The organism is Bacillus sp. ZY-1-1 (assembly GCF_003047165.1).
In the GTDB taxonomy this organism is placed as follows: domain Bacteria; phylum Bacillota; class Bacilli; order Bacillales; family Bacillaceae; genus Bacillus; species Bacillus velezensis.
Genome location: NZ_CP027061.1, coordinates 254,213 through 268,929 on the forward strand (window position 1 = coordinate 254,213; position 14,717 = coordinate 268,929).

The window sequence follows — 14,717 nt, forward strand, 5'->3', positions numbered from 1 at the left end:
TCCTGATTGAATTTGAATAGAGAATGCAATAGATATCAAATCGCAAACAGCACATTCCCGCAGAAAAAATGTGTAAGATTGAGGTTTACTTTTTAAAAAAAGGGAAAGACATTTGTACAACAAAAAGGGAGATGAATATCAGTGGGAAAGAATGAAACAATGCATATCGTATCATGTGCCGATGATAATTATGCTCGTCATTTGGGTGGGATGTTCGCTTCTTTATTGATGAATATGGATAAAACAAGGAATGCCAAATTATATGTGATCGACGGCGGAATTACTGCCGAAAACAAGGACAAGCTTGAACAGACTGCGATGTCATTCGGGACGCCGCTTGAATTTTTAGAAGTAGACGCTGATCAATACAAGCATGCAGTCGAAAGCAGCCATATTACAAAAGCGGCTTATTACCGCATTTCTATCCCTGATTTAATTAAGGATGAGTCCGTAAAGCGGATGATTTACATCGATTGCGATGCAATTGTGATGGAAGATATTTCGGTTTTATGGGACTTGGATATTTCCCCGGCAATAGTTGCGGCGGTAGAAGATGCCGGACAGCATGAAAGACTGAAAAAAATGAATATCAGCGACACTGCCAAGTATTTTAATTCCGGTATTATGATTATAGATTTCGAACCTTGGAGAAAACAGAATATTTCCAAAAAAGTGATTGATTTTATCAATGATAACAGCTCGGAGGATTTTCTCGTGTTTCATGATCAGGACGCGCTTAACGCGATCTTATATGATCAATGGCATGAACTGCATCCGCGCTGGAACGCGCAGACGCATATTATCATGAATGAGAAAACGCCTCCTGAACTGATCGACCGTATACGTTACAGAGAAACACGTGCCGAACCGGCCATCGTCCATTTCTGCGGCGGGGACAAGCCTTGGAATACAGGCACCTCGCACCCGTATCGTGATCATTATTTCCGATATATGTCCTTTACGAAATGGAACACGATTGACCGCCCGGCCATGAACCAATAGGCAGGTGTGATGAAAACGCTTGTGAAGCCGTTGACCGGCTCACAAGCGTTTTTTTTATTATTTCACCCGAATCGCACGCACGCGTTTTTGCAGGCTGGTCTTTTCGGCAGACGGCTTCAATCGGCTGACTGCCGTTTGCGCCGCTGATTTTGCTTTTTTCGTCTTGGTTTTTTCCGCCGTTTTTACTTTGTCCCTTGCCTGCTGCCGGTTGAGTTTATCTTTTATCCGGCCAAGCCGTTTTTCCAGAGCGGTTTTTTCTTTTCCCGGCTGGATTTCGCTGACTGCTTTTTGGGCTTTTGCGGTGTTGGCCTCAGAAGTCTTTTTTTCCGCCTGCTTGACGCTGGCCTCAGCAGTTCTCAAAAGGCTTGAGTTGACAGCGTTCAGCCGCTTTTGCAGCCCTTTTTTCTCTGAACCGGCCGGTAATTTGCGGATGGCGCTTTGTGCGGCATTGACGGCGGTTTTTTTCTTTTGTTTTTCGGCAGTCCGGACTTTGTCTCTTGCGTCCGTCACATTTCTTGCCGTCTGAACTTTATTGATCCGCGCCTCGAGAGCGGTTTTTCCCTTTGACTTGGACAGTTTGCTGACTGCCGTTTTTGCTTCATTGATATCTGCCTGCTTTTTCGTCTTTTCCGCTTTTATTACGGCCCGTTCGGCAAAGCCCTTTTGTTTTGTGTGATATTGCGCCAGTCCGTACCCGAATCGGCTGTCACGTCCGGGAGCGCCCAGATCTTTGACGTTTTGCTGCATCTGCTGCCGGAGCTGTGTATTTGTTTCCTCCGGATATTTCTGCCTGAGCAGCGCGAACATGCCGGTGACGTGCGGCGCGGCTTGAGATGTGCCGTCAGCTGTGGCGTACATTTGATTCAGATACGTGCTCGTAATATTAGTGCCGGGTGCGGCAAACTCAATTTGTTTTCCGGTCGTGGAAAAAGCTGCGAGCCCGTTTTTTTCAGTTGACGCTGAGACTGCCGTTACGCTGCTGTAGGCGCCCGGATAATTGACGGGTTTTTTATTGCCGTCGTTTCCTGCGGCGGCAACGATCACGATTCCTTTTTTGTAAGCTTTGTCAACGGCGTCGTGAAGACTTTTGCTGTCTGCGTTTGTCCCGAGGCTCATATTGATGATGTCCATTTTATTGGCGATCGACCAGTCGATCGCTTTAAGAAGGCTTTTGAGATCTCCCGCTCCTTTTCTGTCTAATGCTTTAACCGCATATAACCGGACATCCGGCGCGATGCCGTCGATGCCGTATCCGTCATGTTTGGCCGCAATGATTCCGGCGACATGCGTCCCGTGTCCGTTGTCATCTTTGTATGAGGAAGTATAGCTGACTGCGGAATAGCCTCCGGCAATGGAGAGATCATCATGAGGGTAAATGCCGCTGTCAATGACAGCCACTTTCACCTTTTTTCCCGTCAAGCCTTCTTTCCACGCCTGCTTAACCTGAGTCGGTTCGATATCCCATTGCGGCAGCGCGTAACTGCTGCTTTGGGCAGCTGATAACGGGCGGATATCAGAACCGCCTGCTGCCTGAAAGGATACATTCTCTTCTACATATAAGATGTCAGGGTCCTGTTTCAGGTCTTTCACCGTTTGCGAATCGGCTGACACGGCGACTGCCGGAAGATGCTGATAGGTCTGTTCCACATCCGCTCCGCTGTCTATGGCGGATTCCTTGCCGTTTTGATTTTTGTACACCACGATAACGTCCCGGTCATGCGTCTCGGCGTGCGCGGGCGCCGCGGCGGAGAACAGGCTGATGCACATGGCCGCGGCCATTATCGGTTTCAGGGTGTGATACATTGCGATTCCCCCTTTTTCTTTATATATCGGCAGTGCGGAATTCTTTTTTTCCTGAGGGATAAGGAAAATTTCTGTATGCAAATGTAAGCGTTTCCAAAATATGATGGAGAAAATGCTTTAAGACATCTGCGCAATGAACTCAAAAAGGGGGTTTTTGATAAATGAGTACGTTCAATCGGGTCATGGAAGAAAAAATCATGCCTGTCGCCGGAAAAGTCGCCGGCCAAAGGCACTTAAGAGCTTTGCGGGACGGCATTATTTTGACTATGCCGCTTATCATCATCGGATCGGTTTTTCTGATTCTGACGAGTCTTCCGATTCCCGGTTATGCCGATTTTATGGCTGGTCTTTTCGGTGAAAATTGGGTTGAAAAACTCGGGTATCCCGTGAATGCGTCCTTTGACATTATGGCGCTTGTCGCCGCCTTTGGGATTGCTTACCGGCTTGCGGAAAGCTATGAGGTGGATGCCCTGTCGTCGGGAGCCATTGCCCTTGCCGCCTTTTTATTGGCGACGCCGTATCAGATTCCGTTTATCCCTGACGGCTCGTCAACAGAGATTATGGTGGGAGGCGGCATACCGATTTCGCTGCTCGGAAGCAAAGGTCTGTTTGTCGCGATGATCATTGCAATGCTGTCTACGGAAGTGTACCGGTTTATTATACAAAGAAATATCGTCATTAAGATGCCTGACGGAGTGCCGCCTGCGGTCAGCAAATCGTTCGTTGCGCTCATCCCCGGTTTCATTGTTATTACGCTTGTATGGCTGGCCCGTCTGTTTATTGAAATAACTCCTTTTAAAAGTCTCCACAATGTCGTAGGCGATTTGCTGGGCACCCCGCTGTCTATTTTGGGCGGGAGTCTCGGCGGAAGTCTTATCGCCGAATTCGTGCAAATGCTGCTTTGGTCGTGCGGCATACACGGCGCGTCCATTATCGGCGGCGTCATGTCGCCGATCTGGTACGGGGCGATGGACGCCAACCGTTTGGCTTTTCAGGCGGGAGAAGCGCTGCCGAGCATTTTTACGACACAGTTCTTTCAAATATGGATTAATGTCGGCGGAAGCGGAGCGACGCTTGCCCTTGTGCTGACCATGCTTGTGCGCTCCAGAAGCAAACAGATGAAACAGCTCGGCCGTCTCGGCATCGGGCCCGCGATTTTTAACATTAACGAACCGATTATTTTCGGGATGCCGCTCGTCATGAATCCGCTGTTAATCGTGCCCTTTATCATCGCGCCGCTCTTGACCATTACGGCGACGTACATCGGGATGAGTACGGGGATGGTGGCAAAACCGGCGGGAATCGCCGTACCGTGGACGATGCCGCCGCTGATTTCCGGTTATTTGGCGACGGGCGGGAAAATCTCCGGTTCGGTCATGCAGCTGATCAATCTCCTGATTACATTTATCATTTATTATCCGTTTTTCCGAATTTGGGATCTTCAAAAATGGAGAGAGGAACGGGCGGCGGAACAAAACGTCACAGAAGAAACATAAAAAAAAACGGGCGCTTTCGCCCGTTTTTTTAACGCTGGAAAAATTCGATCCATTCGCCGTCAGGTCCTTCAATGTAAAAGTAGCGGTATCCGTTCGGAAGCGTCGTGATTTCTTCATCAATGAATACGGCGCCCTGACGCTTCGCATGCGTGAACTCCGCCGCGATATCTTCAGTCAATAAAGCGACATGGTGCACTTTTCCTTCTGCGGGAAGCTCGCTGCTGTAGCCCTGGATCAGCTCAATTTCTGTCTCCGGCCCTTCTTGAAAGCCGAGAAAGGCAAGTTCAATAATGCCGTTCGTATGAGTGATACGATCCTTTAACTGCATACCGAGAACGTCTTGGTAAAAGGCGATGGATGTTTCAATATCTTTGACCATAATGCCTGTATGGTCGATTCTTTTGGCTGTCATGGTTTTCCCCCTGTTTTGAATTTTTCGGGACAATGCGGTGTTGATCATGTTTTATGGTACGATAAGAGAAAGCAAAACGAAAGAGGAATGCACAATGAAGCTACTTACAGTGAAAGATACATTTGCCGGAAAGCTGAAAAAAGGATTCCCCCTGATTGAAAAAGACGCTCTGTCCGGAAGCTCGGCTCATTTAACAGAGGGCGATCTTTTTGATGTGACATCCGAGAAGGGTGAGTTTATCGGAAAAGGCTATTACGGTTTGCAGAATAAAGGAGTCGGCTGGGTGCTGTCCCGCGCGAGAGATGAACGGATCGACGGACGTTTCTTTCTGGACAAGCTGAAAAAAGCGGCTGAAGCAAGAGCCCATCTGTTTAACGCGCCCGATACGACGGCGTTCCGGCTTTTCAACGGTGAGGGCGACGGCATCGGCGGCGTCACGATTGACTTTTATGACGGTTATCTTCTGATTCAATGGTACAGTAAAGGCATTTACGCTTATAAGGACAGCATGATTGAGGCGATTGACGGACTGGAGCTTTCTTATAAAGCGATCTATGAAAAGAAACGATTCGATACTGCCGGGAAATACGTGGAAGACGACGATTTTGTCAAAGGCGAAAGAGGAGATTTTCCGGTCATTGTTCAAGAAAACGGCATACGGTACGCGGTGGATTTAAACGACGGGGCGATGACGGGCATTTTCTTAGACCAGCGTCATGTACGCAAAGCGATTCGGGACAAGTATGCAAACGGCAGACGGGTGCTGAATACGTTCTCTTATACGGGGGCATTTTCCGTTGCGGCGGCGCTTGGCGGAGCTGAGAAAACGACAAGCGTCGATGTCGCCAACCGCAGTCTCGCAAAAACGATTGAACAGTTCAGCGCCAACGGAATTGATTATGAGGCGCATGACATTAAAGTCATGGATGTTTTCAAATACTTCGGCTATGCGGAGAAAAAAGGGCTGGCGTTTGACCTCATCATCCTTGATCCGCCTTCTTTCGCCCGCACAAAAAAACGGACGTTCAGCGCGGCGAAAGATTATAAAAACCTGCTGAAGGAAACGATCGCCATCACCGCAAAAAACGGCATCATCGTCGCTTCGACAAACAGCAGCGCCTTCAATATGAAGAAATTTAAAGGTTTTATAGAGACCGCCTTTAAAGAAACAAATGAGCGTTACGACATTTTGGAAGAATACACGCTTCCGGAAGATTTCAAAACGATTCCCGCGTTTAAAGAAGGGAACTATTTGAAGGTTGTTTTCTTGCGGAAAAAATAGGATGATCATTTATAGCGTGGAAAGAGGGGGAAAAGAAAACCCTCTTCCATCGCTTTAATACGGGACAAAATAATCTTCATATCTTACTGTTTAAAGAAAAAAACCGCTATTACTTAGTATCTCATCTGTGCCGAGTAAAGTGGCCTCACTAATCCCTCCGCCCAATTGTATCCTCGATAATGATTTTAATGGGTGCCACCCTTTTTTTGATGATCTATATAAATTGTAATGGCTTCACTCATGAGCTTCGCCAACCCTTCACCATACCGGTCGATGTTCTTAGTGAAGCGTTCATCTTCAATATAGAGTTGACCTAATCCGTAAAAGGCATCAAAAGAATATTCACCAAAATTTTCATTGAGAAAATCAAACCACTCTTTGATAGCGGTTTGTACGTCTGGGGAATCGGGAGATTGGTTAATAAGGAGTGCAAATTTATTGAACATTGCAGTCCACTTATCAGATAAATCTTTTTGCTCACCATCAGTCATGTTTTTCAATCTAATATTTACCTTATCGACAGGTTGATCACCCCACCGTTTGCGGGCTTCTTGCTCATAAAGATTATGATTGAAGTTCATTCCCTCAAACCGCTCTTTGTTCGTCATGCAAATCTCTCCCATCATATGTTTGATTGATTTATCGATGGTTTCAATCATCTTATCGACTCTATTCCGTTTCTCAATCAACATTTTCTTTTGTAAAATGAATGCTTCCCTTCGGTTAAATGAAGGATTAGTAATGATTTCTTTAATCTCTTTTAAGGAGAAATCGAGCTCCTTGAAAAATAGTATCTGCTGCAGCTGTTCAAGATTCTCTTCAGAATAAAGCCGATAACCGGAATCGGTCGTTTCCTGAGGAGTCAATAATCCAATTTGATCGTAATGATGGAGAGTGCGTATGCTTACTCCAATCAGGTCAGCTACTTCTTTTACTTTCATACCCATTACGTTTGCCGCCTCCTTAATGGCTACTCTAAAGTATTACGCAACGTAAGAGTCAATAGTTGGTTAAAAATTTTTTGTATATAAAGGGAGAACATATGAGGATTTCATTGCTGAAATTAAAGAAAAAAAAGCCGGGCGTGAAGCTCCGGCTTTTTTCTATTCAATAATGTGCTGCACCCGGCCGATTCGCCCGTCTTCAAGGCGGACCTTAATGCCGCGCGGGTGGAAGCTTGAGTTCGTCAAAATATCCTTCACGATTCCTCTTGTCAGCTTTCCTGAACGCTGATCGGCTTTCAGGACGATATCGACTTCAAGTCCTTTTCTGATGCTGCTTCGCTGCTGGCCGTTCATATGACACATCCGTTCTTCAGTCTTTTCACTTCATGTCTTATCATATCGTGTTTTCGTCTTTTTATGAAGGACAGACAAATCAAATTCTTTATGGCAACTAAAAAAAGACCGCTCTGTAAGGAGCAGTCTTTTATGACATAAACGAAAGCAAAATCGGGGCCGCGCACAGTGTCATAATCGCGGCGAGAATCATGGACACGCTTGAGATCGTTCCTGATACGGAGCTGAGCTCAAATGCTTTAGATGTTCCCGCTCCGTGCGCGCTAGTTCCGAGCAGCACGCCCCGGGCAATTTCGTTATCAATGCGGAAATAGCGGATGACCATCGGCCCGATGATCGTTCCCAATAAAGCTGTTAAAATGACGAAAACCGCTGTAACGGCCGGCATCCCGCCGATCATTTCTGAAACGTTCATGGCAATCGGCGTCGTCACGGATCGCGGCACGAGACTGTCGACTAAGCTGCTGCCGAGATTGAACCATTTTGCGATAAAGGCTGTTGACAAAATGGCGATACATGAACCGACCGCTACGTTCAAAATAATTTCCACGGCGTATTTCTTTAAAATCGGGAAATATTTATAAAGCGGGATGGCGAACGCCACTGTTGCCGGCTGAAGCATATCGGTCAGCAGTCCGCCGCCGAGATTGTATGTCTGATACGGGACATTGACAAGAAGCAGCAGGACGACCAAAACAGCGGGCGTAATCAGAAGCGGCGACGTATACACCCGCGGAAAACGAATGTAGAGTTTTTTCGCGCCCAAATATACTAAGACAGTTAAGAATAAACTTAGGATTCCGATGAACACGTTTGTTTTTTCTCCTTTCTTTTTGCTATCAGCTGTGTAAGCGTACCTGTTGAAACCATCACGACAAATGTGCTGATGACGACGACAAGTAAAATGCTTACGCCGAATTTAGACATAATATCTCCGTATTCAATCACTCCGACGGCAGACGGGATGAAAAACAGCAGCAGCTCACCGAGGAGCCATGCTGCGCCAAGCTCAATCCATTCAAGTTTGATAATCTTGAAATGCAATAATGTGAAAAGAATCACAATCCCGATTATACTGCCGGGAATATTTATATGAAGAGCCGCCGTGACCCAATTGATCAGACGCGCAAATATAAACAGCAGAGCGATTTGAATAACGGTAAGCAGCAATTTTTTCATAATGATGCCTCCCTTATATTTATATTGTACAGAAGGTTTTGCTATAGGTAAAATACATATAAAGAATAATGTGTATTCCTTTTGTCTATAGAAAGGATGAAATGTAATGGATATCCGGCACTTAACGTATTTCTTGGAAGTGGCCCGTTTGAAAAGCTTTACGAAGGCTTCACAGTCTCTGTATGTTTCACAGCCGACAATCTCAAAAATGATTAAAAACCTGGAGACGGAGCTCGGCATTAAACTGTTTTACCGCAATGGCCGGCAAGTTGAACTGACTGACGCCGGGCAGAGCATGTATGTGCAGGCGCAGGAAATCACAAAGTCATTCCAAAACCTGACGTCAGAGCTGAACGATATTATGGAAGTGAAGAAAGGGCACGTCCGCATCGGTCTTCCGCCGATGATCGGGTCGGGCTTTTTCCCGAGAGTGCTCGGTGACTTCCGCGTCACATACCCCGATGTGACGTTTCAGCTTGTTGAGGACGGCTCTATTAAAGTGCAGCAAGGGGTGGAGGACGGCTCGCTTGATATCGGGGTCGTCGTGCTTCCCGCGAATGAAGAGATTTTTCATACCTTCACAATCGTCAAGGAAACCCTTATGCTTGTCGTCCATCCGTCACATCGGCTCGCTGACGAGAAAGAATGCAGTCTTCATGAATTGAAAGAAGAGCCGTTCATATTTTTCAGGGAGGATTTTGTCCTTCATAATCGAATTATGACGGAATGCGTGAAAGCCGGATTCAGGCCGCATGTCATTTATGAAACATCACAGTGGGACTTTATCAGCGAAATGGTATCCGCCAATCTCGGTATCGGCCTGCTGCCGGAAAGAATCTGCCGCGGTCTTGATCCTGACAAAGTCAGAACCATTCCGCTCGTTCATCCGGTCATTCCGTGGCATTTAGCCATCATTTGGCGGAAGGACCGCTATATGTCCTTTGCCGCCAGAGCCTGGCTGGAGCATACGAAATCGTATTTATGGAATCCGAAAAAGAGAAAAAAGGATGATTAAGCATGGACGCACAAACCGCAGCTCAACACTTGAGTAAAGTGCGGGATCAAAACCCGCTCGTTCACAGTATCACCAATAATGTCGTCACGAACTTCACCGCTAACGGACTGCTCGCGCTCGGCGCATCGCCCGTTATGGCTTATGCAATTGAGGAGGCCGCCGACATGGCGAAAATCGCCGGAGCGCTCGTCCTGAACATAGGCACCCTCAGCTCGGCATCGGTTGAAGCTATGATCGCAGCCGGAAAATCGGCCAATGAAAACGGTGTTCCGGTCATTTTTGATCCGGTAGGCGCCGGCGCCACGCCGTTTCGGACGGCATCAGCCCGCAAGATCATACAGGAGGTCCGCTTGTCCGTTATTCGCGGAAATGCCGCGGAAATTGCCAATATTGCCGGCGCCCCTGATTGGAAGATAAAAGGCGTGGATGCGGGGGAAGCCGGAGGAGATGTGGTTCAGCTCGCTAAGACGGCTGCAAGCGGGCTGAAGACGGTCATTGCGATTACCGGAAAAACCGACGTCATCTCCGACGGCACCGACACATACGCCGTACAAAACGGTGATAAACTGCTGACGAAGGTGACGGGGGCGGGATGCCTGCTGACGTCTGTAATCGGAGCCTTCTGCGCAGCAGGGCAGGACGTTCTGCAAGCGGCCGTTTCAGCCGTTTCTGTATACGGAAGCGCCGCTCAGCTTGCCGCTTTGGACACCTCCCATAAGGGGCCGGGCAGCTTCCAGATTGAGCTTTTAAACAAGCTGGCAAGCATCTCAGAACAAGAAGCGGCTGAGCTTGCCGCAATTGAAAGGGTGATAGAAAAATGACGCGTATTTCTCGGGAAATGATGAAGAATATGTTATCGGTTTATTTTATTATGGGATCAAACAATACAAGCGCAGACCCGGTTTCCGTGGTGAAAAAAGCAATTGAGGGCGGCGCTACGCTTTTTCAATTTCGGGAAAAGGGGAGCGGTTCTTTAACAGGGGATGAACGTGTCCTGTTCGCGAAGCGGGTGCAGGATGTCTGCAGGCAGGCCGGGATTCCTTTCATCATTAATGATGATGTCGAATTGGCCTTGCGCCTTGAGGCGGACGGAGTGCATATCGGACAGGATGACGCAGACGCCGAAGAAACGAGAGCGGCAATCGGCGATATGATTCTCGGTGTGTCAGCACATAACGTCTCCGAGGTGAAGCGGGCGGAAGAAGCCGGAGCCGATTACGTCGGAATGGGCCCGGTCTATCCGACCGAAACAAAAAAAGATGCTGAAGCCGTGCAGGGCGTTACATTGATTGAAGAGGTACGGCGTCAGGGCATCACCATTCCGATTGTAGGAATCGGCGGCATTACGGCTGACAACGCGGCGCCCGTCATTGAAGCGGGTGCAGACGGCGTCAGCATGATCAGCGCCATCAGCCAAGCCGAAGATCCAAAAGCGGCGGCGCGGAAGTTTTCAGAGGAAATTCGGCGCTCCAAAGCAGGGCTGTCCCGATAGGGCGGCCCTTTTTCTGTGTGCGCAAAAAGGCGTGACGGACTGGGGGAATATAAGCCGTATGCCAAGAACAGAGCAATCAAGCTTGCAATATCGACCGAAACGTTTGACGGCTCTATCGCTTCTCTCAAAGTGACGCCTGAACCAATCACCGCAGGCTCAAAAGCCCTCTATAAAACAGTGAATAGCGCGCAGTGAGAGACCATTTCGAGGTCACGGAAAAACTTAATGCGGAATTCAGCGAATTTGAAGTTTTGATGTCGAAATACAAAACGTGCGATCAATCGTATACGTCTTGTGATACATTAAGTACAGATCAAATCAGAGAGATAAGCACGAAGCTGACGGCCCTTTCTGAAACCATGTCGAAGATTGCCGATGTGCTTTAAAAGGAGTTAAGACACAGCATGAGCGATGAACATAACAAGGAAAAACAGATCCACAGACGGGATGTCCTGAAGTGGGGCGCCGTCGCGGGCGCAGCCGTCGCTGTCGGAGCGAGCGGCCTCGGAGGACTCGCGCCGCTCTTCAAACCGGCGGCCACCGCTTCAAAGAAGAATGATGAAAAACGTGATTGTGATCAAATCGTTCCTTTTTACGGAAAGCACCAAGCAGGAATCACATCGGCGCATCAGACGTATGTGTATTTTGCGGCGCTTGATGTTATGTCAAGCGACAAAGCCGATGTCATCTCCCTTTTCAAACAATGGACAAGCCTGACGCAGCTGCTGACTTCAGGCGCCGTCCCGTCAGGCGAACAGAAAAATAAATATATGCCTCCGCAGGATACCGGGGAGTCGCAGGATCTGGCACCGGCGAATTTGACCGTTACCTTCGGCTTCGGCCCCGGGTTTTTCGAGAAAGACGGGAAGGACCGCTTCGGACTGAAAGATAAAAAACCGAAGCACCTCGCCGATATTCCGCCGATGCCTAACGACAAGCTCGATAAGAAACAAGGCGGCGGTGATATCGTCATACAGGTCTGCGCGGATAATGAACAAACGGCGTTTCACGCGGTGCGCAACCTGATGAAACAGGCATCGGGTGTGTGTGAAGTCCGCTTTCTCAATAAAGGTTTCTTAAGCGGCGGAAAAAACGGAGAAACACCGCGCAACCTCTTCGGATTCAAAGACGGCACCGGCAACCAAAGCACGAAGGATGAAAACCTGATGAATTCGATCGTTTGGGTTCAATCAGGAGAGCCGGACTGGATGACGGGCGGCACGTACATGGCGTTTAGGAAAATTAAGATGTTTTTAGATATATGGGACCGTTCATCCTTGAAGGAACAAGAGGACACGTTCGGGCGGGTGAAAAGCTCGGGCGCGCCTTTCGGACAAAAAAAGGAAACCGATCCCGTGAAGCTGAATCAAATTCCCGCCGACTCGCATGTCAGCGTGGCAAAATCAACCGGCAGACAGATTCTGCGCCGGGCATTTTCCTATACGGACGGAATTGATCCGAAGACGGGCTATGTTGACGCAGGCCTGTTGTTTATCTGCTTTCAAAAAGACCCGGACCGCCAATTTGTCCCGATGCTGAAGGCTTTGGCGGCAAAGGATGCGCTGAATGAATACACACAAACGATCGGCTCTTCCTTATTCGCCTGTCCCGGCGGCTGTAAAAAAGGAGAATATATCGCCCAAAGGCTGCTGGAATCGTGACACCTTCCATATGGAGGGTGTTTTTTTAAAAAAACACTTGTAACTATAAAAGTTACAACTTAAAATGATAAGGAAAGGAGACTTACAATGACACTGCAGATTAAAGTATATTCTGATTATGTATGTCCGTTTTGCTATGTCGGCAAGGCGGCGTTTGAAGAAGCAATCAAGGACAAGGACGTACAGGTGGAATGGATGCCGTTTGAATTGCGTCCGAGCCCCTCGCCGAAACTTGATCCGGTGAATGATCCCGCCAAGCGGCAGATGTGGAAAAACTCCATTGAGCCGATGGCGCAGTCGTTAGGCGTTGAAATCACGTTCCCCCGCGTGTCACCGCATCCATACACGGATTTGGCATTTGAAGGCTTTCATTTCGCAAAGGAACACGGGAAAGGAAGCGAATACCATACACGCGTTTTTCAGGCGTTCTTTCAGGAAGAACAAAATATCGGTGACGTTGGCGTGCTGACAAAGCTTGCGGAAGAAGCCGGACTTGACGGCGCTGCCTTCAAAGAGGCGCTTGAGACAAGAGCGTACAAGGACGTACAGCGGGAAGCGCTCCGCCATGCTTATGAGGAAGCCGGCATTACGGCAGTGCCGACGTTTATCATCGGCGATGAGAGAATCCCTGGCGCGGCGGGAAAGGAAACCTTTGAACAAATCATTGAGCGGGAACTGAATAAACGTTAGTAAAAAGCCCTCTTTGCATCAGCGAGAGGGCTTTGCCATATAGTGTTTGATAAATGTTTGTCTGTCCGCTTCATATGCCGCGGCGTCAAATGAGTCGCCGCAAAAATGAAGGCACCAAGGGTCTTTCTGGCAGGCGACGCCGACTTGATAGCCGTGTTTTTGAAATTCGAGCGACTGTGATGTGTCGTAAAAATGAAAGCCGCGAAACAAATCCTCCCGCCACTCCACGTCATATTGAGCCGCCATTAACAAGCCGTCAATGGCGTCAGCGGGCGTAAACAGGCCGTCTTCATCACCGTGCTCAAAATCCAGCGGGTGATAAGCATTCCCCCGGTATTCAATCACTTTTCCCATCCGCTGTCCGCTTTCCCACCAAATGCCGTTCGGCGGCAGGGTTTTGCAGCCGGCAACACCGAGAAGGCCGAGCTCCTGATGAGATTGAAAGATATGAAGCATGTCATGAAGGAAATGCTGATGAATGATAAAAGTATCCTGATGCAGATAAATTTTATATTTGGAGGGGTGTTTCAGCGCTTTGTTGTAGGACGAGGCCATGCTTGCTGAATCGTATATCGGCATGATATCAACGGAGTATGAAGGGGGGACGGTAAGCTGCATGATATGGCTCTTGCACCGGGAGTACAGCGACTCATCATTCACACAGACGACAAACAGAAATGAATGTGAATCCATTACATGCTCCTCTCGGCCTCAATCACATATTGATAGGCCGATGCTTCTGTCATAAAGTCATGCCTTATGCCAAGCTGTACGCATACTTCGTGCAATGATGCGATGGCTTTGTGGTAAGAAGGGTGATCAACGCGGATCGCCTCAATGCGTTTGACCTCATAGCCGGCGGCTTTAAATAATGAAAGAGTCTCTTCCCGGGTAAAAAAACGCAGGTGGGTCTGATCCATTAATCCGGCGTCACTGTAAGTCCATTTGCCGGCTAAAAGCTCCAGCACGACTGAGATGTGGCCGACATTCGGTATGCATGCAAGCACAGTGCCGTCTTTTTTTACATAAGGACGAAGCTTTTTCAGCACTGACCACGGGTCGACAAGATGCTCAAGAACGTCTCCGAACAGCATGCAGTCGAATTGCTCTGATTCGTACGGAAGAATGGCGGATTCAATGTCGCCGCAAAGCACGTGGCTCAATTTGCTTTCCGCCTTTTTTGCGGCTTCGGGATACGCTTCAATGCCGTAAACCGTTATTCCGCGGTCTTCGATCGCCGCTCCTAAATTGCCCGTGCCGCAGCCGACATCAAGCACTGTCCGCCAGTTTTCGTCTATTTTGTTCAATAAATAAGGATTCAGGCCTTCGTAGTAGTTCTGTTGTTTTTCATCATAATAGGGATTCGTATCCATCTGTGTATCACCTC

At 48.2% G+C, this 14,717-nt stretch carries 16 protein-coding genes and 1 pseudogene; 9 read left to right on the plus strand and 8 right to left on the minus strand.

Going from position 1 to position 14,717, the window contains the following annotated elements; translation table 11 throughout:
* Positions 1-141 precede the first annotated feature (141 nt).
* A complete protein-coding gene (locus C5I45_RS01265; RefSeq protein ID WP_003150888.1) occupies positions 142-1,002 on the plus strand; it encodes a glycosyltransferase family 8 protein in 861 nt (286 codons plus the stop codon).
* A gap of 57 nt (positions 1,003-1,059) precedes the next feature.
* Here the strand turns inward: C5I45_RS01265 and C5I45_RS01270 are convergent, their stop codons facing one another.
* On the minus strand, positions 1,060-2,805 hold the full coding sequence (locus tag C5I45_RS01270; RefSeq protein ID WP_025853643.1) for a S8 family peptidase: 1,746 nt from the start codon (positions 2,803-2,805) through the stop codon (positions 1,060-1,062).
* A 161-nt stretch (positions 2,806-2,966) separates the two neighbouring features.
* Between C5I45_RS01270 and celB the strand changes: the two genes are divergently transcribed.
* Complete coding sequence (celB, locus tag C5I45_RS01275) at positions 2,967-4,301, plus strand: PTS cellobiose transporter subunit IIC (RefSeq protein ID WP_024085953.1); 1,335 nt, start codon at positions 2,967-2,969, stop codon at positions 4,299-4,301.
* A gap of 28 nt (positions 4,302-4,329) precedes the next feature.
* On the opposite strand, the gene C5I45_RS01280 is transcribed toward celB, so the two are convergent.
* The gene (locus tag C5I45_RS01280) at positions 4,330-4,713 is read right to left on the minus strand and encodes a glyoxalase GlxA (RefSeq protein ID WP_003150894.1); all 384 of its coding nucleotides are present in this window, start codon (positions 4,711-4,713) and stop codon (positions 4,330-4,332) included.
* A 94-nt stretch (positions 4,714-4,807) separates the two neighbouring features.
* On the opposite strand from C5I45_RS01280, the gene C5I45_RS01285 reads away from it, so the two are divergent.
* Positions 4,808-5,995, plus strand: coding sequence for a class I SAM-dependent rRNA methyltransferase (locus C5I45_RS01285; RefSeq protein ID WP_107994184.1), 1,188 nt, complete (start codon positions 4,808-4,810; stop codon positions 5,993-5,995).
* Between the two features lie 185 nt (positions 5,996-6,180).
* Here C5I45_RS01285 and C5I45_RS01290 read toward each other — a convergent pair whose 3' ends face one another.
* From C5I45_RS01290 to C5I45_RS01305, 4 genes are all read right to left on the minus strand, one after another.
* Complete coding sequence (locus tag C5I45_RS01290; RefSeq protein WP_003150899.1) at positions 6,181-6,942, minus strand: MerR family transcriptional regulator; 762 nt, start codon at positions 6,940-6,942, stop codon at positions 6,181-6,183.
* 156 nt (positions 6,943-7,098) lie between these two features.
* Positions 7,099-7,293 (minus strand): YwbE family protein, encoded by a 195-nt coding sequence (locus tag C5I45_RS01295; protein WP_003150901.1) that lies wholly within the window; start codon positions 7,291-7,293, stop codon positions 7,099-7,101.
* 130 nt (positions 7,294-7,423) lie between these two features.
* Complete coding sequence (locus C5I45_RS01300; RefSeq protein ID WP_003150905.1) at positions 7,424-8,104, minus strand: CidB/LrgB family autolysis modulator; 681 nt, start codon at positions 8,102-8,104, stop codon at positions 7,424-7,426.
* The gene (locus C5I45_RS01305; protein WP_007407725.1) at positions 8,086-8,472 is read right to left on the minus strand and encodes a CidA/LrgA family holin-like protein; all 387 of its coding nucleotides are present in this window, start codon (positions 8,470-8,472) and stop codon (positions 8,086-8,088) included. The genes C5I45_RS01300 and C5I45_RS01305 overlap by 19 nt, the downstream gene beginning before the upstream one ends.
* Positions 8,473-8,578: 106 nt before the next feature.
* Between C5I45_RS01305 and cidR the strand changes: the two genes are divergently transcribed.
* The 6 genes and pseudogenes from cidR (at position 8,579) to C5I45_RS01340 (ending at position 13,330) form a co-directional block, all read left to right on the plus strand.
* Complete coding sequence (gene cidR, locus C5I45_RS01310) at positions 8,579-9,487, plus strand: cidABC operon transcriptional activator CidR (RefSeq protein WP_003150908.1); 909 nt, start codon at positions 8,579-8,581, stop codon at positions 9,485-9,487.
* A gap of 2 nt (positions 9,488-9,489) precedes the next feature.
* Entirely contained in the window at positions 9,490-10,308 is an 819-nt protein-coding gene (thiM, locus tag C5I45_RS01315) for a hydroxyethylthiazole kinase (protein ID WP_044052800.1), read from the plus strand.
* Positions 10,305-10,979, plus strand: a complete 675-nt coding sequence (thiE, locus tag C5I45_RS01320; RefSeq protein ID WP_014306068.1) for a thiamine phosphate synthase — start codon at positions 10,305-10,307, stop codon at positions 10,977-10,979. Before thiM ends, thiE begins: the two co-directional genes overlap by 4 nt.
* Positions 10,980-11,042: 63 nt before the next feature.
* Positions 11,043-11,365 (plus strand): annotated as a pseudogene (locus C5I45_RS01330) (Efem/EfeO family lipoprotein); the annotation flags it as partial.
* An 18-nt stretch (positions 11,366-11,383) separates the two neighbouring features.
* Positions 11,384-12,640: an iron uptake transporter deferrochelatase/peroxidase subunit gene (gene efeB / locus C5I45_RS01335; protein ID WP_014306066.1), complete on the plus strand. Its 1,257-nt coding sequence runs from the start codon at positions 11,384-11,386 to the stop codon at positions 12,638-12,640.
* Between the two features lie 87 nt (positions 12,641-12,727).
* Positions 12,728-13,330 carry a DsbA family oxidoreductase gene (locus tag C5I45_RS01340; protein WP_003150913.1) on the plus strand — a complete coding sequence of 201 codons (603 nt, stop codon included), beginning with the start codon at positions 12,728-12,730 and terminating at the stop codon, positions 13,328-13,330.
* An 18-nt stretch (positions 13,331-13,348) separates the two neighbouring features.
* Here the strand turns inward: C5I45_RS01340 and C5I45_RS01345 are convergent, their stop codons facing one another.
* The gene (locus C5I45_RS01345; protein WP_043867536.1) at positions 13,349-14,023 is read right to left on the minus strand and encodes a glycosyltransferase family protein; all 675 of its coding nucleotides are present in this window, start codon (positions 14,021-14,023) and stop codon (positions 13,349-13,351) included.
* A complete protein-coding gene (locus tag C5I45_RS01350; protein ID WP_014306063.1) occupies positions 14,023-14,703 on the minus strand; it encodes a class I SAM-dependent methyltransferase in 681 nt (226 codons plus the stop codon). Before C5I45_RS01350 ends, C5I45_RS01345 begins: the two co-directional genes overlap by 1 nt.
* Positions 14,704-14,717: the final 14 nt, after the last annotated feature.

What these genes read in the sequence shown, in the direction of transcription:
- C5I45_RS01270 (WP_025853643.1), bottom strand. Translation starts at nt 2,805, where the DNA reads ATGTATCACACCCTGAAACCGATAATGGCCGCGGCCATGTGCATCAGC.
- celB (WP_024085953.1), top strand. Translation starts at nt 2,967, where the DNA reads ATGAGTACGTTCAATCGGGTCATGGAAGAAAAAATCATGCCTGTCGCC.
- C5I45_RS01280 (WP_003150894.1), bottom strand. Translation starts at nt 4,713, where the DNA reads ATGACAGCCAAAAGAATCGACCATACAGGCATTATGGTCAAAGATATT.
- C5I45_RS01285 (WP_107994184.1), top strand. Translation starts at nt 4,808, where the DNA reads ATGAAGCTACTTACAGTGAAAGATACATTTGCCGGAAAGCTGAAAAAA.
- C5I45_RS01290 (WP_003150899.1), bottom strand. Translation starts at nt 6,942, where the DNA reads ATGGGTATGAAAGTAAAAGAAGTAGCTGACCTGATTGGAGTAAGCATA.
- C5I45_RS01295 (WP_003150901.1), bottom strand. Translation starts at nt 7,293, where the DNA reads ATGAACGGCCAGCAGCGAAGCAGCATCAGAAAAGGACTTGAAGTCGAT.
- C5I45_RS01305 (WP_007407725.1), bottom strand. Translation starts at nt 8,472, where the DNA reads ATGAAAAAATTGCTGCTTACCGTTATTCAAATCGCTCTGCTGTTTATA.
- cidR (WP_003150908.1), top strand. Translation starts at nt 8,579, where the DNA reads ATGGATATCCGGCACTTAACGTATTTCTTGGAAGTGGCCCGTTTGAAA.
- thiM (WP_044052800.1), top strand. Translation starts at nt 9,490, where the DNA reads ATGGACGCACAAACCGCAGCTCAACACTTGAGTAAAGTGCGGGATCAA.
- thiE (WP_014306068.1), top strand. Translation starts at nt 10,305, where the DNA reads ATGACGCGTATTTCTCGGGAAATGATGAAGAATATGTTATCGGTTTAT.
- efeB (WP_014306066.1), top strand. Translation starts at nt 11,384, where the DNA reads ATGAGCGATGAACATAACAAGGAAAAACAGATCCACAGACGGGATGTC.
- C5I45_RS01340 (WP_003150913.1), top strand. Translation starts at nt 12,728, where the DNA reads ATGACACTGCAGATTAAAGTATATTCTGATTATGTATGTCCGTTTTGC.
- C5I45_RS01345 (WP_043867536.1), bottom strand. Translation starts at nt 14,023, where the DNA reads ATGGATTCACATTCATTTCTGTTTGTCGTCTGTGTGAATGATGAGTCG.
- C5I45_RS01350 (WP_014306063.1), bottom strand. Translation starts at nt 14,703, where the DNA reads ATGGATACGAATCCCTATTATGATGAAAAACAACAGAACTACTACGAA.